Annotated in this window: 20 protein-coding genes and 1 pseudogene; 15 read left to right on the forward strand and 6 right to left on the reverse strand. The window is 39.7% G+C overall.

Annotation, left to right across the window (positions count from 1 at the left end):
• Positions 1-15: 15 nt before the first annotated feature.
• Genes tusD through NQT69_RS02280 form a run of 5 tightly spaced genes read left to right on the forward strand, consistent with a single transcriptional unit; the run spans position 16 to position 1,992 of the window.
• Positions 16-369, forward strand: coding sequence for a sulfurtransferase complex subunit TusD (tusD, locus tag NQT69_RS02260; protein WP_256826085.1), 354 nt, complete (start codon positions 16-18; stop codon positions 367-369).
• Positions 366-722: a sulfurtransferase complex subunit TusC gene (gene tusC, locus NQT69_RS02265; protein WP_256826086.1), complete on the forward strand. Its 357-nt coding sequence runs from the start codon at positions 366-368 to the stop codon at positions 720-722. The genes tusD and tusC overlap by 4 nt, the downstream gene beginning before the upstream one ends.
• The gene (locus NQT69_RS02270) at positions 719-985 is read left to right on the forward strand and encodes a DsrH/TusB family sulfur metabolism protein (protein WP_256826087.1); all 267 of its coding nucleotides are present in this window, start codon (positions 719-721) and stop codon (positions 983-985) included. Before tusC ends, NQT69_RS02270 begins: the two co-directional genes overlap by 4 nt.
• A 3-nt stretch (positions 986-988) precedes the next feature.
• The gene (locus NQT69_RS02275; RefSeq protein ID WP_256826088.1) at positions 989-1,318 is read left to right on the forward strand and encodes a TusE/DsrC/DsvC family sulfur relay protein; all 330 of its coding nucleotides are present in this window, start codon (positions 989-991) and stop codon (positions 1,316-1,318) included.
• Between the two features lie 2 nt (positions 1,319-1,320).
• Positions 1,321-1,992 (forward strand): pseudouridine synthase, encoded by a 672-nt coding sequence (locus tag NQT69_RS02280; RefSeq protein WP_256826089.1) that lies wholly within the window; start codon positions 1,321-1,323, stop codon positions 1,990-1,992.
• 13 nt (positions 1,993-2,005) lie between these two features.
• Here NQT69_RS02280 and NQT69_RS02285 read toward each other — a convergent pair whose 3' ends face one another.
• Positions 2,006-3,283, reverse strand: a complete 1,278-nt coding sequence (locus tag NQT69_RS02285; RefSeq protein WP_256826090.1) for a diguanylate cyclase — start codon at positions 3,281-3,283, stop codon at positions 2,006-2,008.
• Positions 3,284-3,904: 621 nt separating this feature from the next.
• Between NQT69_RS02285 and mnmA the strand changes: the two genes are divergently transcribed.
• The 5 genes from mnmA to NQT69_RS02310 all read left to right on the forward strand — a co-directional run bounded on the left by mnmA (position 3,905) and on the right by NQT69_RS02310 (position 8,702).
• Complete coding sequence (gene mnmA, locus NQT69_RS02290) at positions 3,905-5,005, forward strand: tRNA 2-thiouridine(34) synthase MnmA (protein ID WP_256826091.1); 1,101 nt, start codon at positions 3,905-3,907, stop codon at positions 5,003-5,005.
• Positions 5,005-5,607 carry a high frequency lysogenization protein HflD gene (gene hflD, locus NQT69_RS02295; protein ID WP_256826092.1) on the forward strand — a complete coding sequence of 201 codons (603 nt, stop codon included), beginning with the start codon at positions 5,005-5,007 and terminating at the stop codon, positions 5,605-5,607. The genes mnmA and hflD overlap by 1 nt, the downstream gene beginning before the upstream one ends.
• 32 nt (positions 5,608-5,639) lie before the next feature.
• Positions 5,640-7,010 carry an adenylosuccinate lyase gene (gene purB / locus NQT69_RS02300; RefSeq protein ID WP_256826093.1) on the forward strand — a complete coding sequence of 457 codons (1,371 nt, stop codon included), beginning with the start codon at positions 5,640-5,642 and terminating at the stop codon, positions 7,008-7,010.
• A gap of 75 nt (positions 7,011-7,085) precedes the next feature.
• Positions 7,086-8,231 carry a cupin domain-containing protein gene (locus NQT69_RS02305; protein ID WP_256826094.1) on the forward strand — a complete coding sequence of 382 codons (1,146 nt, stop codon included), beginning with the start codon at positions 7,086-7,088 and terminating at the stop codon, positions 8,229-8,231.
• A 12-nt stretch (positions 8,232-8,243) separates the two neighbouring features.
• Complete coding sequence (locus NQT69_RS02310; RefSeq protein ID WP_256826095.1) at positions 8,244-8,702, forward strand: GNAT family N-acetyltransferase; 459 nt, start codon at positions 8,244-8,246, stop codon at positions 8,700-8,702.
• Between the two features lie 45 nt (positions 8,703-8,747).
• Here the strand turns inward: NQT69_RS02310 and NQT69_RS02315 are convergent, their stop codons facing one another.
• Positions 8,748-9,203: a DUF4826 family protein gene (locus tag NQT69_RS02315; RefSeq protein WP_256826096.1), complete on the reverse strand. Its 456-nt coding sequence runs from the start codon at positions 9,201-9,203 to the stop codon at positions 8,748-8,750.
• Positions 9,204-9,630: 427 nt separating this feature from the next.
• On the opposite strand from NQT69_RS02315, the gene NQT69_RS02320 reads away from it, so the two are divergent.
• A complete protein-coding gene (locus NQT69_RS02320; protein WP_372822930.1) occupies positions 9,631-12,483 on the forward strand; it encodes a TonB-dependent receptor in 2,853 nt (950 codons plus the stop codon).
• Positions 12,484-12,595: 112 nt separating this feature from the next.
• Entirely contained in the window at positions 12,596-13,417 is an 822-nt protein-coding gene (locus NQT69_RS02325; RefSeq protein WP_256826097.1) for a hypothetical protein, read from the forward strand.
• A 26-nt stretch (positions 13,418-13,443) separates the two neighbouring features.
• Here NQT69_RS02325 and NQT69_RS02330 read toward each other — a convergent pair.
• The 4 genes and pseudogenes from NQT69_RS02330 to NQT69_RS02345 form a co-directional block, all read right to left on the reverse strand.
• Positions 13,444-14,232 (reverse strand): annotated as a pseudogene (locus NQT69_RS02330) (SDR family oxidoreductase); the annotation flags it as partial.
• A 12-nt stretch (positions 14,233-14,244) separates the two neighbouring features.
• On the reverse strand, positions 14,245-14,748 hold the full coding sequence (locus tag NQT69_RS02335) for an Mpo1 family 2-hydroxy fatty acid dioxygenase (RefSeq protein WP_256826098.1): 504 nt from the start codon (positions 14,746-14,748) through the stop codon (positions 14,245-14,247).
• A gap of 76 nt (positions 14,749-14,824) precedes the next feature.
• Entirely contained in the window at positions 14,825-15,244 is a 420-nt protein-coding gene (locus NQT69_RS02340) for a hypothetical protein (RefSeq protein WP_256826099.1), read from the reverse strand.
• Positions 15,245-15,310: 66 nt separating this feature from the next.
• Complete coding sequence (locus tag NQT69_RS02345; RefSeq protein ID WP_256826100.1) at positions 15,311-15,991, reverse strand: Crp/Fnr family transcriptional regulator; 681 nt, start codon at positions 15,989-15,991, stop codon at positions 15,311-15,313.
• Between the two features lie 48 nt (positions 15,992-16,039).
• On the opposite strand from NQT69_RS02345, the gene NQT69_RS02350 reads away from it, so the two are divergent.
• From NQT69_RS02350 to NQT69_RS02360, 3 genes are all read left to right on the forward strand, one after another.
• Positions 16,040-17,329, forward strand: coding sequence for an amidohydrolase (locus tag NQT69_RS02350; RefSeq protein ID WP_256826101.1), 1,290 nt, complete (start codon positions 16,040-16,042; stop codon positions 17,327-17,329).
• Positions 17,330-17,433: 104 nt separating this feature from the next.
• Positions 17,434-18,060 (forward strand): trimeric intracellular cation channel family protein, encoded by a 627-nt coding sequence (locus NQT69_RS02355; protein ID WP_256826102.1) that lies wholly within the window; start codon positions 17,434-17,436, stop codon positions 18,058-18,060.
• Positions 18,061-18,215: 155 nt separating this feature from the next.
• On the forward strand, positions 18,216-20,264 hold the full coding sequence (locus tag NQT69_RS02360) for a bifunctional 2',3'-cyclic-nucleotide 2'-phosphodiesterase/3'-nucleotidase (RefSeq protein ID WP_256826103.1): 2,049 nt from the start codon (positions 18,216-18,218) through the stop codon (positions 20,262-20,264).
• Positions 20,265-20,278 lie beyond the last annotated feature (14 nt).

Here is a 20,278-nt window from a genome sequence, read left to right on the forward strand (position 1 = left end):
TTTTTTGGATCAGTTTTGGCAAGATTTGTACTTTCACTGCATAGCGCACCATCAGATCACGACACCACACAACGTTTATATAAATTCGCTACGGCATGTTTACAGCAAGGCCACAGTATAGATGCGATATTTTTATACCAGCAAGGCGTTTATCACGCCAGCGAGTCGATTAATTTAGCTACCGACGAGCTCGCTATTAATTCTTTGTGGCAAGAATTACATCAACACGGTATTAATTTAATTCTCTGTGTCACTGCTGCAGAAAAGCGCGGACTTAACATCGCCACGCCCAATGTATTTACTGTTGCAGGGCTTGCTGAATTTGCCATGCTTGCCAGTGAAGCCGATAAATGGGTGCAATTTAAATGATTAACGTTTTAGTACTAAGCCAACATAGCCCTTTTGATGATTTACATATACGTGACGCCCTTGATATGACCTTAATTTTTGCTGCAATTGAGCAGAACATTAGCTGGTTATTTACAGGCCCAGCAGTACTTGCGTTAAAAAAACAGCAAAAACCTGAATCGCTGGGTTTAAAGAACTATTTTAAGAGCATTAAAACCCTCGAAATTTACGATGTTGAGAATATCTATGTGTGTGAGAAGTCCCTTATTGACTACAACCTAGATATAAATGATTTGCTCATTGATGCAAAGGCATTAGATTTTAAAGCACAAAGTAAATTAATTGCTCAGCAGCAACAGGTAATCAATTTATGAGTACTTTACATATTTTTTCCAAGCCCATTAGCTATTACGACAATGCGCGAATTGCTAATTTAATTCAATCGGATGACAAAGTCTTGTTAGTCAGTGACGCCTGCTTTTCAATTGCACTATATCGCCAGCTAGCAGCTAAATTATTAGTGTTAACTGAAGACGCATCAGCCCGAAATGTCATAATTTCACAACCCGATGAGGGTCTGGATTACACCGATTTTGTCGCATTAACGCTCTCAACCACTCAATCTATCACTTGGTAACTTATGTTAGAATTTAACCAGCAACATATTGAAACTGATAAACAAGGCTATTTGCTAGACCATCAGCATTGGACTCCAGAGCTCGCCCCTATTTTAGCCGAGCAAGAAAACATTACACTGACGGAGCAACACTGGGAAGTTATAAACTTTGTTCGTGACTTCTACCTTGAATACAACACCAGTCCTGCTATTAGAATGTTAGTCAAAGCCATGGCTAAAGCCCTTGGTGAAGATAAAGGCAACAGTATTTATTTGTACAAACTATTTCCCAAAGGCCCGGCTAAGCAAGCAACAAAAATTGCTGGCTTACCAAAACCGGCCCGGTGCATATAACAATGACAGGCAATAAACCCAACCAACGTCGTAGTAGTGGCAGAAACTTTAATAGAGACTTAACTCGCCGTAACACTAAACCTGCTCAGTCGACCTCTAAGCGTGAAATAAAACCACAAATTCCATTGGCAGAACGTAAAATAGTTTTATTTAACAAACCTTTTGATGTGTTATGTCAATTCACAGATGAAGATAACCGCAAAACCTTGGCTGATTATATCGATATAAAAGGAGTCTATGCTGCGGGGCGATTAGATAGAGATAGCGAAGGCCTGTTACTGCTAACCAATTGTGGAAAACTACAAAACACACTCACGGCACCGAATAAGAAAACCAGCAAAACATACTGGGTGCAAGTAGAAGGAGAACCTACCGATGAAGCAATTGAAGCCCTCTCTAGCGGTGTAAAACTTAAAGATGGCATGACTTTGCCAGCCAAAGTAGAACGTTTACAACCACCCCATTTATGGCCACGCACGCCCCCAGTTCGTGAGCGCAAAAACATTCCTACTAGCTGGTTAAGCATTACACTCACCGAAGGTAGAAACCGTCAGGTTCGGCGCATGACAGCGCACATTGGTTACCCAACACTACGGTTAATTCGTTATAAGATTGGTCAATATACGTTGGATAACATTAAAAACGGGAATTACCAGTTAATCCAAGGTGAGTAAATAAGCGCATCGCTTAGTCAATATAAGCGATGCTGTTTCGTCCTTGTTGCTTAGCTTTGTACAAAGCCTTATCAGCGCCTTCCAAAAACTGAATATAATTCGCTCTTAGTGAGCCAGAGTGAATCGTATTTATTCCTATACTGACAGTAACTTCGTTGGTTTCACCAAATTTATGCGGCAAACTCAACGTTTTAAGCTCTTGCTGTATTTTTTCAGCTACGCGATACGCCCTTTCTCGTTGACTGCTTGGTAATATAACCACAAATTCTTCGCCACCGTAACGCGCCACAAAATCGTCATTTTCGCTTGCTGCGCTACATATAGATTGCGCAACTTGAAATAAACATTCATCCCCTGCTAAATGACCATAGCTATCATTATAATTTTTGAAGAAATCTATATCGATTAACAAAATTGAAAGCGGTTCGTTATTCTGTATAGCCTTATTAAACTCTTGTACTATTTTTTCGTCGAATCGTCGACGATTCGCTATTTGGGTGAGTGAATCTAAAAATGCCATGTCACGCAAAATATCTTCAGCGGCAATCTGTTGAGTGGCATCTTTGAAAATCGCTAAAAATTCATTTTCAATCGCGATACCTGAAATTTCCATGGTAATGGTTTGGCCATTTTTACAGGTTACTTGGTAATGTTTTGGTTGAATATCTGTGGCGTGGTTTTTCGCAAACTCTACGGCTGATTGCCACGTTTCAAGTACCCACTTTCGATAAGTAGGATCTGGGTATGCTTTAAGCCACCAAATTTCAAGTGTCGGCACATCCTCAATGGTATAACCAAACACATCAACGAACCGTTGATTGATCCTGATTATATCCCCCGTTACCGTACTAACATTACATAATGGGATCGGTACTTGAGTGAACAAATTGGCATAATGACTGAGCTCATGTTGCCTAAGCGGCTGGGTATTTCCATGAGTAAGATGCGTTACATTTTGGATTTCAACAGGTAAGTTCGTAACAACTTTACTTTGCATCAAATAGACATAAGCCCACTCATGCCACCAGTTATGCAGTATTTCAACAAGTAACCCGTGCTGAGGCGATTTACTCATCACTTGCTGTTTCAACCCATTGAATAACGAATTAATATCATTAATTAATTCTTTATTGTATAAACTACTTGTTATGCGATTTTCAAATAGTGAATATGCTTTTTTTCTCAAATCACTGTTTACATTCGCGGCATTGAGCTTAATTTTTTCACACTCATCCCTACAAAAATACTCAATAAGTGCACACAGTGATTGTTTAATAAAAATAGAATCCATTTAATACCCTGACTTTAGTCAAAATCCCCTTTGAGGGTGTAAATCCAACTTGAACACGTTACAAACAAATTTTACCAAGCAAAACCTGACGCTATAAATTATCAATATTCGCAAAAATAAAGTTTATCAAACACCACCTTTACAAATCTTTGCATAAAAACACTACTTCATAGCGAAAGCCTAGTAATTTAATACACACAAAGACAACTACCAGCATAATTAATCATTAAATTACTAAGAAGTCATACGAGTTATTCATCAAGCTATAAATTTGAAAACGCTATAAGCGCAAATCATAAAAGGCTTAATGTGCACATATACATAACCACAACGCTCTCTTTATAATCATTTTAGATGATTATTGCTTTTAATCTAATTCTTTTATCTAAACAGCAGAATTAATTCTCAATCAAACCCACGCTTTGTTATTTGCAAAAATGCTGCTAAATAGCCATGCAATGGTATTTACAAAACTTATATTTTGGGTGGCTAGATTTCTTGTTTGCATGCTATAATCGCGGCCTTTCTTAATCCATAAGTTATGTGTAGCTATACTGCACCTACATATTAACGTGTGGTTAGTAGTGTTAATGACAGTAACCTGTATAAGCGAAATAATTCATGAGCGAAAATAGTCACGTTAAAGTCATCGTTGGTATGTCCGGCGGTGTTGATTCTTCAGTATCTGCTTATCTCTTAAAGCAACAAGGCTATCAAGTTGAAGGCCTGTTTATGAAAAACTGGGAAGAAGACGATAATGATGAGTATTGTGCGGCCGCTGAAGATTTAAAAGACGCACAAGCAGTGTGTGACAAGCTTGGCATTGAACTACATACGGTTAACTTTGCAGCTGAATACTGGGATAACGTATTTGAATATTTCTTAGCTGAATACAAAGCAGGTCGTACTCCTAACCCTGACATCATGTGTAATAAAGAAATCAAATTCAAAGCATTTTTAGAATTTGCCGCAGGTGCATTAGGTGCTGATTATATCGCAACAGGTCACTACGTTCGTCGCGAACTACGTGATGATAAATATGTTATGTGCCGTGGTCTTGATGATAATAAAGACCAAAGCTACTTTTTATATACACTTAGCCATGAACATATTGCTCAAACATTGTTTCCGGTTGGCGACATTGCCAAACCTGAGGTGCGTCACATCGCAGAAGAACAAGATCTGATCACACATGATAAAAAAGACAGCACCGGTATTTGCTTTATCGGCGAACGAAAGTTTAAAGACTTTTTACAAAAGTTCTTACCCGCTCAACCTGGTGTTATCGAAGACACCGAAGGCAATAATGTCGGTGAACATGAAGGCCTAATGTACCACACTCTTGGCCAGCGTAAAGGCTTGTTAATAGGTGGAATGAAAGAAGGTTCAGGTGAGCCTTGGTACGTAGTTGATAAAGATATTGAACGTAACGTACTTATTGTAGGACAAGGTAAAGATCACCCTCGCCTATACAGTAACGGCTTAAATGCTAACCAATTGCATTGGGTTGATAGAGTTGGCCCGAAAGGCACCACACGTTGTACTGTAAAAACTCGTTATCGCCAAGAAGATATAAACTGTACGCTGCTAGTTGGTGATGATGGCCTTGCTCGGGTTCTTTTTGATGAGCCGCAAAAAGCAGTTACTCCGGGGCAATCAGCTGTTTTTTACGCCAACGAAGTATGTCTTGGTGGTGGGATCATAGATTCGGTGATCAAATAATGAATGAACACCAAGTTATGGCACTGGCTGCAATGTGCCAAGTTGCCAGACAAGTACAAAAAATAGCGCAATACGGCAGTAGTAATGATTATGAACTTGAAAAGTTACTTTCAAGTATTGTAGAAACGACACCTGATTCACCTGCAGATGTATATCAAGGTACAGCAAATTTACGTGCGGGTTATCAATGTTTATTAGAGCAACTCAGCGCTGGTGAAAAAAAAGATGTTGAAATCGTCAAGTATGTTGGCGGTTTAATGCAGCTTGAGCGTGCACTCAGCGCAAAATCAACAAGCTTGGCAGAGCTTGGCAAGAGTATTGATGATATTAAACGTCGTCTTGATCACTTTGCCATTACAGATGACACCGTTATAGCGGCGCTTGCAGATATTTATTCAAAGGTGCTTAGCCCCCTTGGGCACCGAATTCAGGTTTATGGCAAACCTGATTTACTAAAACAGCAATTAGTACAACACAAAATACGTGCGCTATTATTGGCAGGTATTCGCAGTGCAGTACTATGGCGACAAATGGGCGGTAAACGCCGTCACTTTTTCTTAGCAAAACGAAAAATTATCGCCATTGCAAAAAACCATATTTAATTATCGTTCAAAACTAAAATTTAGGAGTTATTATGGAGCTTTCAGCTTTAACAGCTATCTCTCCGGTGGATGGTCGCTACGGCAGCAAAACCACTGAACTACGCAGTATTTTCAGCGAATTTGGCTTAATCAAATACCGTGTAACAGTGGAAGTTCGTTGGTTACAAGCGCTAGCAGCTGCTGATGCCATTAAAGAAGTACCGGCATTTAGCGATGAAGCGAACGCTTTACTTAACGCAATAGTTGATAACTTCAGTGAAGCAGACGCACAGCGCGTAAAAGACATTGAACGTACTACCAATCATGACGTTAAAGCTGTTGAATACTTACTAAAAGAAAAAGTAGCAGATAACGCTGAGCTCCATGCCATCAATGAGTTTATTCATTTTGCATGTACGTCTGAAGACATTAATAACTTGTCTCATGGATTAATGCTAACCGAAGCACGTGATAGTGTACTATTACCTTACTGCGACCAATTACTTGATGCGTTGAAAGAAAAAGCAATTGAGTATAAAGCTGTGCCAATGATGACCCGTACCCATGGTCAACCAGCAACCCCATCTACTATGGGTAAAGAATTTGCTAACGTGTATATGCGTTTAAAGCGTCAACGCGACCAAATTGCTCAAGTTCAAATGCTAGGTAAAATTAACGGTGCTGTAGGTAACTACAATGCGCACCTTAGCGCCTACCCTGATTATGATTGGCATAACCATGCAGAACAATTTGTTACTAGCCTAGGTTTAACCTTCAACCCGTTTACCACACAAATTGAACCCCATGATTACATTGCAGAGTTATTTGATGCGATTGCACGTTTTAACACTGTATTATTAGATTTTGACCGTGATGCATGGGGATACATTGCGCTTAATCACTTTAAGCAAAAAACTATTGCCGGTGAGATTGGCTCTTCAACAATGCCACATAAAGTTAACCCGATTGATTTTGAAAACTCAGAAGGTAACTTAGGTCTTGCTAATGCAATTTTTGGTCACCTTGCGCAAAAGCTACCAGTTTCTCGTTGGCAACGTGATCTTACTGATTCAACAGTATTACGTAACTTAGGTGTAGGTATGGGTTATGCTCTTATTGCATACCAATCAACGCTTAAAGGTGTAAGCAAACTTGAAGTAAATGAACAACGTTTACTAGAAGAGCTAGATCAAAACTGGGAACTTCTTGCAGAGCCAATTCAAACGGTTATGCGTAAATATGGCATCGAAAAGCCATATGAAAAGCTAAAAGACTTAACCCGTGGTAAGCGTGTTAATCAAGAAATTATGGCTGAGTTTATCGATGGTTTAGATTTACCAGAAGAAGCGAAAGTCGAAATGAAAAAACTAACACCGGCTAACTATATTGGTCGTGCTGTTGAGTTTATTGATAACTTAGCATAAAGCTTATAGCTAAAATGTTTATAAAGCGAAAGGTCACCCTTTCGCTTTTTTTATTCCTATCGAGTGGTGGTCATCATGTATCAATTAACGATAAACAACCTAACTGAACAAGAATTTTTATCTCAATATTGGCAAAAAAAGCCACTGTTGATCAAACAAGGTTTTACTGATTTTGAAGACCCACTTGATGCTAATGAACTTGCAGGCCTAGCCGTTGAAGAAAGTATTGAATCGCGTATTGTCACTAACCATAACAACGAATGGTTAGCACACCATGGCCCTTTTGAAGATTTTGAATTACTGACCGAACAAAACTCAACCCTGTTAGTACAAGCGGTTGACCATTGGCATCCTGATGCAGCGCAATTATTAGAGCCCTTTAGGTTTATTCCTAACTGGCGTATCGATGATTTAATGATCAGCTTTTCCACACCCGGTGGTGGTGTAGGTCCTCATTTAGATCAATACGACGTATTTATTATCCAAGGAGAAGGAAAAAGGCATTGGCGTGTTGGCATGCCTGACAGCAATTTAAAACAGTTTGCGCAAAATAACTCCTTGCTACAGGTTGAGCAATTCCCTGGCGTTATTGATTGCATTTTAGAACCTGGTGATATTTTATATATTCCGCCTGGCTGCCCTCACGAAGGCTATGCAGTTGAAAATGCCCTTAATTACTCTGTGGGTTTTAGAGCGCCAAACCAACAAGATTTACTGTCAAGTTTTGCTGATCATATTATCGATACCGAAGCAGGTAATGCCCGTTATAGCGATCAACAATTAGCATTAAGAGCATCAAAAGGTGAGCTTATTCAAGCTGAAGCAGACCAAGTAAAACAATTAATTCAATCTCTACTTGATAATGACACCCTCTTCAAAACCTGGTTAGGTACAACCGTTAGTCAGCCAAAACATGAAATGGATTTAATGCCCCCTGAGCAGGCTTATAGCCCAGCTGATGTCGAACAATTAATGCACGATACAGATACCCTTTTTGAACGCTTAGGCGGCACCCGCGCTGTTTATCAAGTATTTGAAAACGAAATAATTTTAAGTGTTAATGGACAAAATTATAATTTACCACTTGATGACTTATCAGCTGTAAAATGCCTCACAGATCAAATTCACGTGACAGGCGATGAATTAAATAGTTCAAAAAATAGTTTATTTTTTATACAAACCTTTACTACACTGTTAAATGAGGGCATTTGGTTTTGCTAAAGGTAGGTTTCTATGAGCTATCATATCGACAAGGTAGAGTGGAATACAGGTAAGGATTTACTACAACAAATCAGAGAGCGGGTATTTGTTTGTGAACTACATATACCCAAACACATAGAGTTTGATAACCTAGATTGCAACGCATTGCATGTGCTTGTTACTGATGATTGTCAAACACCTGTTGCAACTGGGCGCTTATGTAGTGATGGCTTAATTGGTCGAATTGCTGTTTTACCCGAGCATCGTAACCGCTCAGTGTATAAATCCCTATTAACTTACATTGTCAATTTAGCACAACAACAAGGTTATGATAGCGTAAGCATAAACTGCATATTAAACGAGGTAGAGCGCTTTAAACAAAATGGTTTCGAACAACAAGGTATCGTTTTTATGGAAGCCGGTATCCCCCGCCAACGAATGCAATGCCCTATTAATCAGTTTGACACTAAACCATTTACTTTAGTGCATTAAAAAGCGAGCTATTAAGCTCGCTTTATCATATACAATTGTGCTAAATCAGCTTGGTTCATTCGTCCACAGATGATCTTTTTCATACATTTCGTAAATACCATGGGCGCGATTAATTAAAAGATTAGCAAAATCGACTTTAGTTTTATCTACTGCGCCTGATTGCATTATTTGATCAGCTTTTAATTGCCACTGTAACGAGAAATAACGCAACGCATCCCTAGGGTTTTCTGCTGCACTTTCATGGGCGTGATCGGTAGGTAACCGCCCAGTAATTACCCAATATTTCTTGCCGTCTTGTGCTTTAAATTTCCACAACGCACACAAGGGTGCAATAAATCGGCTTTCTTTTTCAACTAGGCTTTGCGGCATAACACCTTTTTCCGCCAAATGCTTTTGTGCATTTTGAAAACATTCTCTTTGCCACATAACACTTTGTTGCTGGGCTTGTGCTTGCTCTTCAGCCGTTAATTCTTTTGCTTGTGTAGTTTGTTCTTGACTCATTTTAACTTATTACTTTTTTTACAACATTCTGACACTTTAAGTGCTAACCACATTAGGTGCAAGTCTAAAACGACTAATGCCAGTATAAACCGCAGCCTAACAGTAATTTGCCTAGAGAGCCAAAACACCATACTGCAGCTAGGTGATTATTAACATATTACCAATAAGTCTAATGTAAGAACAAAATAATCACAATTGGTTAACCTTTTGGTTGACAAGACCCTGTACCATTGGCTACATTTAAACCAATCACAATTAAGACACCAAGAATTAAATTGGTAATAACGTGATTTCAACATGTTTTAACACACACAACCTATAAGAGATCGGCATGAATATTAAATTAAATAAAATAAGTTCCGTACTTTACAATAAAAGCTTAATGTCTAACCGTAGCACGACAATGTTAGGTGCAGCCCTTGTTGCTATGCTATCTACATCAGCATTTGCTGCAGAAGAAAACCAAGAACAACAAGCAAGTGCCGACAACGAATTTGAAGTTATTGAGGTAAGAGGTATTTTAGGTAGCCTTAAAGCAGCCTCACTTATAAAGCGTACAGATGGCCGTATTGTTGACGCCATTGTTGCTGAAGATATTGGTAAGTTACCTGACAATAACATTGCAGAAGCGCTACAACGTATTACTGGTGTTTCAATCAACAGTGATTTTGGTGTTGGTGACAGCGTTTCTATTCGTGGTTTACCACAAAACCGTGTTGAGTTAAATGGCCGCTCTACAGTGGGTGACTCACGTGACGGTATCAGCTTACAGGATTACCCTTCGAGCTTTCTAAAAACTGTTGAGGTTGTTAAGTCTCCAACTGCAGACATGATTGAAGGGGCATTAGGTGGTACCGTTAGTCTTAAAACTGTGCGCCCACTTGAGTTAGATAAACTAACTGCTGCTATGTCACTTGACGCAGAATATGCTGATAAAACAGAAAATGTAGCGCCTATTTTTAGTGGCTCAATTGGTGATAACTGGGACTTAGGCGATGCAGGCTCATTTGGTGCTATCGCCATGATCTCTTATCAAGATCGTGAGATCCGTCAAGACGAACACTCTAGCCGTGTTAAACCACAAGATATTGAAATTAACGGTGAGCCGGGTAACACACCAAGTGGTAACGCAATTGTCCGTGACGAACACAGCATAGAGCAATACGTAGAAAACCGTGAAAGAACTGCACTAGCCTTATCGTTACAATGGGCGCCTGAATCTGGCAATGGTATGGTTTATCTTGACCTAAGTGGAACCAAGCGCTCAGGTGAGCAATCTGGTAATTCAATATTAGGTGTTGTAGGTTCACTTTCTACTGACGCCAACACAACACAAGATGCTAACGGTGTAAACAACTACACCCTAACGAATGAATTTGCTATTCCAAAAGCATACAGTGATTTCCGTGATACTGAATCTTTTTCTAATGCATTAGGTGCAGAATGGAACTTAACTGACTCAATTAAAATTTCTGGTGAGATTGCTATTGCGTCTTCTGAAAGTGTACGACCTGATTCAGAATTCACTTTACGCCCTATTGAAAAATCAACCTACGAAGCAAGTGGCGGTGTTGATTTAGTGAACCACCTTTATGATGGTGCTTTTTCACAAATAGGTAACCAATTGCCAAGCATTATTCATTCAGATCCTACCGCATTTACTGATCCGCAAAACTTAGCATTGCGTACCTTTAAAACAGAAGACAGACTCACTGATAATGAAGAAACAGCAGTTCGTTTTGATATTGAAATGTTTGAACCGCTAAACGTAAGCTGGCTCTCTAAAGTGAAGGCGGGTGTGCGTGCTACTAACCGTGATTTTGAATATGAGCAATACAAGGTAGAAATCAAAGATATCTACAAAAATGCATTTAATAACTCAGATGGTTCACAAGCAACAATTTGGACTGATGATTATAACGAAGTATTTCCTGATAGTTTCACCGTAATGAGTCATGACAATTCATTTGACCAATTAGGTCAATCTGGTCAAAACGACTTATTAACGTTTTTAACCTACAATGGGTTATCAGACGCTTCAAATACATTTGATCAGTTACAAACGCTTCTTGCAGGTACAAACTTAGCAACAACAGGTTCTCTTGCTGATAATAAAGAATTCCAAGAAAGCGCATACCGAAATGTTGTTGAAGATACTGCCGCGATTTATGTGTCGGCGTACCTAGATTTTGACTACATTACAGCCATTGTTGGTGGTCGTTATGTAACAACTGATTTAGAGTCTAGCGTGTACTTAAATGGTGAAAAGATCACCGGTGAAAATGACTACAGCGACTTTTTACCAAGCATCAACGCGACTTACAACTATTCTGAAGATACATTGTTCCGCTTTGCAGCGGCAAAAGTAATGCGCCGTGCTGACTTTAACCAGTTAAGCCCTGCTTTTGATGTAAACAATGATATGACAGGTGCAACTCAAGGCTCTATCGACTTAGAACCATACCGCGCAACACAATATGACTTATCTGTAGAGCACTACTTTGGTGAAGGTAACGTACTTTCGTTTGCTGTTTTCTACAAAGATGTTGAATCATTCTTAAGTAATGAAAGCAGCTGTGTTGCAGACTCTGGCACTGTGACGGGTCAAAACGTTACTCAGTGGAACCAAGTATGCCAACTTGATACTGCCGGCGTTTCGCAATCAAACATGGTTTACTCTGATGCAACCGACTACCCTGTTGATGCAGATGGTTTTGCCCATGTTGAAAACTTACGTGACCAAGGTCTAACAGGTATTGATACCGTAAAAAACATTAATGGTGAAAATGGCACAGTAAATGGCTTTGAAGTAGGTTATCAACAATTCTTCACCAGCTTACCTGGCGCATTTTCGGGTTTAGGTATCAATGCAAACTATACCTATGCGGATAGTGAACAACCAAATGGTAACCCGTTATTAGATATTTCTAAAAATACCTACAACATACAACTATTTTGGGAATACGAAGGTGTTTCAACGCGCCTTGCTTACAACTATCGTGACAGCTTCTTAGATACAGAAAATGAAAAACGTGTTGAGAATATCAATTCAACCGGCAGTATCGCAGAAGAAGGTACAGTCTACGGTAACAACTACCGTGATGACCGTGGCCAATTAGATTTTTCAGCAAGCTGGGATATCAATGAAAACTTCACTTTAGTAGGTAGTGCCACAAACTTAACAGGTGAGCCATCTATCTACCTATCTGAACTAGGTGGTGCATGGAAATATACAGAAGCTGACCGTCGTTACAGCTTAGGTATTCGTGCTAAGTTCTAATACACAATTAATGCGTAGTTCTTCTCCCTCTGCGTATTAACAATATTGAGTGTGAGTGCAAAGGCGAAGTCTTAATTTTTAGGCTTCGCCTTTCTTTATTGAGAGAATAATTATGAAACTATATATATCTATCGCGTTTAGTACGCTTGTTACTTTAACACCCTATGCACAAGCGCAATCGCAATGGTTGTTAATCGATAATTTCGAAAGCAACACGCTTAATTGGACAAAAGCGGATACCCAAAATGACACTAAGCCAAGGATTAGCAACCCACAAATAACCGAAATTAGAACCGAACAAACGTTGCCAAAAACCAATCATTATTTAATAAAGAAACCAGCCGCAGATGGGGTTGTCGGTAACCGTAAAGCACTTAGCTTTTACCCTTTACCAAAACAAGTCGAAGTAGGCGAAACTGTGACTTTTTATACCCGCATCAATGTTGAAAGCTTTCCTAACAATCACGCGTTTGGACTAAGCAACTTAACACCTGAACACATCAAAAAACACGGATATGATGCTTTTGAAGCCACCTTACGTGTCACCGACAAAGCAGAGTCTAACGGGTTTAAAAATGATGGTGCGTTAATGGTCAAAACGGACTCAGGCTATAGCAATATACAAAATTACGCCCTATCGCAATCAGCAAAGCCACTAGCACCCAACCACTGGTATGAAATTTGGTATGTGGTAAATAATGCCCCTGTAAGTGAAGGTGGACAACAATATAATGTGTATGTCAAAGGTGGTGAATTTGCTGAGCAAACATTAGTATATAAAAATGCGACGTTTAGGATGAAGCGAGAAAAGCCGTTAATTTACTTTTTAGCTAACTGCAACACTGGCCCGAAGAAAAAGCCATACGGTAACGGCGGACTTAGGTATGATGACCTTTATATGAGTGAAGGTAAGAACTTGTCACTGCCATTTTAGGTGAAGGAGTAACTTTAGTTACTCCTTTATTTATAATTTTTTTTTGCCGTTAAGCGATTAAAAAGCCCAGGGAAAAAACGTTTTATTGTCGGTGCCCAACCACTTAGCCCCTGACCAACAACCACCTCATCTTTTTGTTTCGCAATGGCTGCTATCATCTTACTTACAGCTATAGAAACATCCATGCCATTTTCGATTGAATATTCAGGCTTATTTTGCGCAACCCCATGTTCATTAAGTGAATTATGTGCGATGGCGGTTTTAATAGAGCCAGGGCAAATAGTTAAACAATGAATGTTTTTATCTGCAACCTCAGCTCGTAAGCAATCCATAAAGCCTACAACAGCATATTTACTACCTGAATAGCCTGTACGGAACTTAGACCCCACTTTACCCGCCACACTGCTAATAGCCACAATAGAGCCGCAGCCTTGCTCAACCATAGTAGGTAATACCGCCTTCGTTAGTGCAATTAAACCAAAATAATTCACTTCCATTAATTGTCGATAAACAGAAAAATCATTCTCTAAGAACAAACTGCGTTGAGATACTCCACCATTATTAATTAAAATATCGACCTTACCTATTTCATTAATAGCGCTTTTTGCATACTCGTACACGTGTTCTGGTTGCGACAAATTAAGGGCAATAACTTTATGTTCACCCGCTGGCAATTGTGCTTTTAGTTGTTCTAATTTATCTACACTTCGTGCACTGAGAATAATATTCGCACCTTTTGCAGCCAGCTGCATTGCAAGCTCTTTGCCTATTCCCGATGAGGCTCCGGTGATCCACACTGTTTTTGGTTGAAATTCATGCTGATCCTTTTAAGGTTTGCTGGGGCCAGCTATAGCACTGATCTGTTTTTCTAACTCGCTATAAAACCCAATTAAAAATAATGCTTCTGCAAGCACAAATAGCGGGCCAATAATTAAGCCAACTATATCGTCGACAAATGCAGGCTTTTTTCCTTCAAAGTAATGACCTATAAATTGCAACAGCCACCCAATTACAAATAAACCAATACTAATAACCAACCAATCTCTAAAGCTTAACTGTGCAATCGAAACAGCGGCTAAACTCAGTAAAACCAGTAGTAAAGCCATAATTAGGCCTAATGAAATACTGAGCATTAAATAATAAACCACACTAGCAAAAACAATTAACTGCGCTGCATTTAGCACAATTCCCGCGATAGGTATTTCAATACGTGCAAATAAACACAGTACTGCATAAACAATCAAGGGAATACCAAAAAAGTGAGTCAGTACGTTTCGCTTTGAACGGTGATACAAAGCGTAAGTGCCTAATTGCTGTTGTAATGTTTTCATAACGTTCTCATTCAATATTATACTCGGACAAACTGTAGCAAATAGATCAAGGCAACAATGTCGGGAATTTTACATTTCAAACAAACGCACTGATAACTTTACCTTTTTCATGCTCTGGTGCTTGCTCTAAGCGCTCTCTTCCTTTTTGATACTCTTGCTCAAGCATACTTTGTAACGCTTGCATTTTTGCCTGTAGCGTCTCAGTATCCGCGTCTTGTTGCTGCATTTGCTCTGCTAACTCTTCGATTTGGGCTTTTATTTCATCTATTTTTTGTTTATCTACACCTAAACGTTGATAAACAAGCGCTTCCTTTGCTTCTTCGAGAAAACTTTTATCATAACTTGGCTGCTTTAATTGACTGGCAAGGTCGGGTTGGCTAGTCATTGCCGCCTTTTCTATTTGTTCTGTTGGTTTTGGTGGCACGCTAATTGAAGGTTGAGGCGGTGCTGTATAAGGCTCTGAACGATATTGGTTGGAAAATGTAATTGCAGTCATGACTTAAGTGCTCTCATCTATTCAGCTAGTTAGCTAGATAAAGCAATTATGAAGCCAAAGTTTCATTTATAGGGTCGAATTTAGGATAGCTTCTAACGCTGGCTTATCAATAATATCGATACATTGATAATGCAAAGTAATTGCCGTGTGTTTACTCAAATCTTGTAAAATCTGATTGATAGTTTGTCTCGTTAAATAAGTCATATCAGCAAGCTGTTGTTGGGTAAGGTAGATTTTTGATGAGCCAGTATCAAAGGTCGCTAACATTAACAGGCATTTACACACCTTTTGCTTGGCAGAAAGTAAAGCATGGTCTTCTAAAGACGAAAACAACAAACGCATCTTCTGTGACAATAACACCCCAAAGTCACGCCAATATTCGGGGTGATTATTAAGTAAAACATTTAACGTACGCTCGGTTATATGAACCAGCCTAAGTGTTGTTTGAGCATAAACATCGTGCGTACGAGTGCCACCATCAAATAGCGCTACTTCACCAAACCATACAGCTTGTGGAATAAAGCTCAGAACAGCTTCTTTCCCTTCACTATTCGCCCCGCTTACTCTCACTGCACCACTGATCACACAATACAGTCCGCAATTTTTATCACCACGTAAAAATAAAGATTCACCCGAATTTAACTCAACCACTTTGGCGTGTAATAACAATTCATTTTGTAGCTGTTCGCTGCACTGGGTAAACCAGTTTCCTTGGTAAATTATCTTACGGTCCTGTTCATTAATCATGGTTTGCACTACATTGATATTAATACATTAATAATAAAAGGGATCTGCATGTTTCACAAAGTTATTTATAGTAGTTTATTATTCACAACACTTGCCTGCCCCACCTTCGCTAGCGAGCTCAATACGGCGCTAAAAAGCGCTAATGCGAGCGTTAGTGAAAAAGTAATTACGTGGCGCCGGCACTTACATCAATATCCAGAGCTGAGTAACCGCGAGTTTGAAACCGCGAAATATGTTACTCAACATTTAAAATCCCTTGGCCTTGAAGTTCAAACCGGTATTGCCCATACCGGCGTGGTAGCCAAATTAAAAGGTGGAAAAAAAGGCCCGCTTGTTGCACTACGCGCTGACATGGATGCCCTGCCCGTTACTGAACAAGTTGATTTATCTTTTGCCTCAACGCAAACCTCAACCTATCGCGGCAACAAAGTCGGAGTAATGCACGCCTGTGGCCATGACAACCACGTAGCAATATTGATGGCAGTCGCAGAGTCATTAGTGAAAATTAAAGACGAATTAGCTGGTGACGTATTATTTGTATTTCAACCAGCTGAAGAAGGTGCTCCTGAAGGTGAAGAAGGCGGTGCCGAGTTAATGCTAAAACAAGGCCTTTTTAAACAAAAACCTGATGCAGTATTTGGCCTTCATGTAACTAGCTCGCTAAATACCGGCCAAATTGGCTTTCGTGAAGGGCCTCTTATGGCCAGTGAGGACTCGTTCACCATCAATGTAAAAGGTCGACAAACTCATGGCTCTCGCCCTTGGAATGGGGTTGACCCAATTGTTACAGCATCACAAATTATAATGGCAACGCAAACTATTTCTTCACGCCAAGTCGATGTCACTAAAGCGCCTTCGGTTATTTCATTTGGAGCAATCAATGGTGGCGTCCGCTCAAATATTATCCCAGATAATGTTGAGCTTATTGGCACCATTCGCACCTTTGATCAAATAATGCGAGCCGATATTAAAACACGGTTAGCGAAAACCGCCGAATTAGTTGCGGAATCAGCTGGCGCTACAGCCGATGTACACATTGATCATGGCTATCCTGTGACCGTTAACGATGTTCAACTCACCCAAAAAATGACACCCACGTTAGCGAAAGTGGCTGGCGCTGAGAATCTCATTACCACTGATTTGATCACCGGCGCAGAAGATTTTAGCTATTACGCCCTTGAGGTACCCGGTTTGTTTTACTTTTTAGGCGTAACACCAAAAGGTCAGGATGCTAAAACAGCGCCAAGTAACCATTCACCTCAGTTTTATGCTGACGAAAAGGCGTTACAATTAGGAGTAGAGTCTATGACTCAGTTAGTTGTTGATTACCTGAAGTAGTTATCCCATTTGTCAGGTTAAGCTGCACTACTTTTATTCAGCAACTATAAAGATGATAGTAGCTAAGCTCAATCGGTATAAATTAACCTGCGAAGGATAGCCTCGTGACTGCTGAGTACTTTAATTTTTTAAGTTTAATTGGTGTGGCCTTTTTTGCTATATCGGGCGCATTACTTGGGCATGATAAAGATATAGGGGGCTTTGGCGTTGTTGTGGTTGGTACCGTTACTGCGTTGGGCGGCGGTACATTACGCGATATATTACTTAATCAACCCGTGTTTTGGATCTCAGATCCTACCTATTTATATGCCACCTATGGCTCAATTTTTGCGGCTGTAATGTTTATTCGCTACCTGCCAGATGTATCTAACTATTACATGCTGCTTGTAGATGCTATTGGTATGGCTATTTTCAATATAGTTGGCATTGAAAAAGCCCTGATAGAAGGCACAACTATGATTGTTGCTCTCACCATGGGCATGACCACGGGGATTTTTGGTGGCCTAATGCGTGATGTGATATGTCGTGAAATGCCCCTTGTAATGCGCGACGAACTGTATTCCACCACCTGTTTTGGTGGTGGCCTCACCTATGCAGCATTGTTTTTATTAGAAGTAAATTACATGTGGTGTATTATTGGCTCGCTCTTTGTCACCGTTTTTTTAAGGCTCAGCGCTCTGCATTGGGGCTGGCAACCTAATATATTTAGAAAAAGAACAGTGAGAAAATAGCGGCATCAAGAACATGCTCATCAGCAATATGCTTTATCCAGTACCTATTTTATTCTAAGTCATTTAAATTATTAATATTTTTCCTATTTTAACGTCATTAGACTTTAACAATTATAGCCTAAGCTGATTGCTCCTTAAAAACACACGGAACAATCATGAAAGCAATAAACCTAGCAAAGAAACACCTTAAAACAGCACTGGCGTTAAGTGTCGCACTGTCATTAACTGCCTGTGTAAACGATGATAATGATGACCAGCAATCACCTACAACTGTTAAATTAAGAGTCATGGAAACCACTGATATACATATGTATTTATCTAACTATGACTACTTTGCACAAGCGCCATCTGAAACGCTTGGTTTTGTAAACACAGCCACATTAATTAAAGAAGCACGCAATGAGGTGCAAAATAGCGTGCTGATTGATAACGGTGATTTAATTCAAAATAGTCCACTAGGTGATTATGAGGCAATCATTCGCAAAGACGACATTTTAAATGGTGCGACTCATGTTGTGTATAAAGCAATGAATTTGCTTGATTACGACGTGGCAAATTTAGGTAACCATGAGTTTAACTTTGGTTTAGAGTTTTTAGATGCAACATTACAAGGCGCTGATTTCCCTTACGTGAACGCAAATGTCTATATTGATGATGGCGATGATAATGAAGCTAACGACGAAAACCGTTACACGCCTTATTATATCCAAGAGAAAATTGTTTTAGATGAAAATAATAATGAACAAACAATAAAGATTGGTTATTTAGGCTTAACCCCTCCACAAATCATGCAATGGGATAATGCCCACCTTCAAGGAAAGGTTATTGCAAAAGACATAGTACAAACCGCTGAAAAATTCATTCCACAAATGAAAGCTGAAGGGGCTGATATTATTATTGCTATCCCTCACTCAGGTCTAACTGCCAGTGCAAAAGAGGATTTAGCAGAAAATACAGCTCTGTACTTATCACTTGTGCCTGATATTGATGCTATTTTATTTGGCCATAACCACAGAGTATTTCCGGGCGATACAGCATATGACGGGTTTGAATATGCAGGAATTGATAACGTCAACGGAAAACTAAACGGTGTTCCTGCTATCATGCCGGGCTTTTTTGGTAATCATTTAGGGGTCATCGACTTAGTCATTGATCCTATCAAAGACGGTGGTTGGCAAGTTGTGAGTTCAAGTGTTGAAAACCGGGCTATTAGCGGTACTGATGAAAATGGTAACTTTGTAGACTTAGCTGCAGCCGATACAGACGTCGCAGCAGCCATAGAACTTGAACATACAGCAACCATTGAGTGGGTTAGCGAACCTTTTGCAAAAATTTCTGCACCGATTTATAGCTTTTTTGCCCTCGTACAAGACGATCCTTCCATTCAAATTGTCTCTGATGCTCAAATAGCCTGGGGCCAAGCATTTATTCAAGGTACAGAACTTGATGGGTTGCCGGTACTATCTGCAGCCGCTCCTTTTAGAGCCGGCCGCAATGGTATTGAAGACTACACAAACGTTAAAGCCGGTGATATTGCACTATTAGACACAGTGAGTCTCTATGTTTACCCAAATACGATTCGTATGGTACGTGTTACAGGTAGTGATGTAAAAGAGTGGTTAGAGCGCTCTGCTGGTCAATTTAATCAAATTGATATTACTAGCAGTGAACAGCAAAATTTACTCGATACAACATTCCCATCATTTAACTTTGATATTATTGATGGTGTCACCTTTGAAATTGATGTAACTCAGCCTAAGCGTTATGACAATGATGGTAACTTAGTGAATGCAGACAACTCACGCATTACCAACTTACAATACAATGGTGAAGCAATTGATTTAGATGCAGAGTTTTTAATCGTCACAAATAACTACCGCGCTTCAGGCGGCGGTAATTTCCCCGCGATAGATGGCACTAGCCGTGAAACATTCGAAGGGCCAGACGAAAACCGTGGAGTGCTTAGAAGCTACATCATTAATGAAGCAGCCAACAGCTCTGAAGGAAGTATTGACCCTTCAGCAGATAACAATTGGCGTTTTGCCACAGTCACAACTCAGACACAGTTAAATGTGGTGTTTAGAACATCACCACTTGATGAAGTAGCTGACATTGCACAAGCACTACCAGCCGTTAGCCCAACCTCACCGTTGATGCTCGATGAAAATGGTTTTGCCCTTTATAACATAGATTTAAAGCAGTAATCATTTTACTACAA

The organism is Pseudoalteromonas shioyasakiensis, assembly GCF_024518675.1.
In the GTDB taxonomy this organism is placed as follows: Bacteria; Pseudomonadota; Gammaproteobacteria; order Enterobacterales; family Alteromonadaceae; genus Pseudoalteromonas; species Pseudoalteromonas shioyasakiensis_B.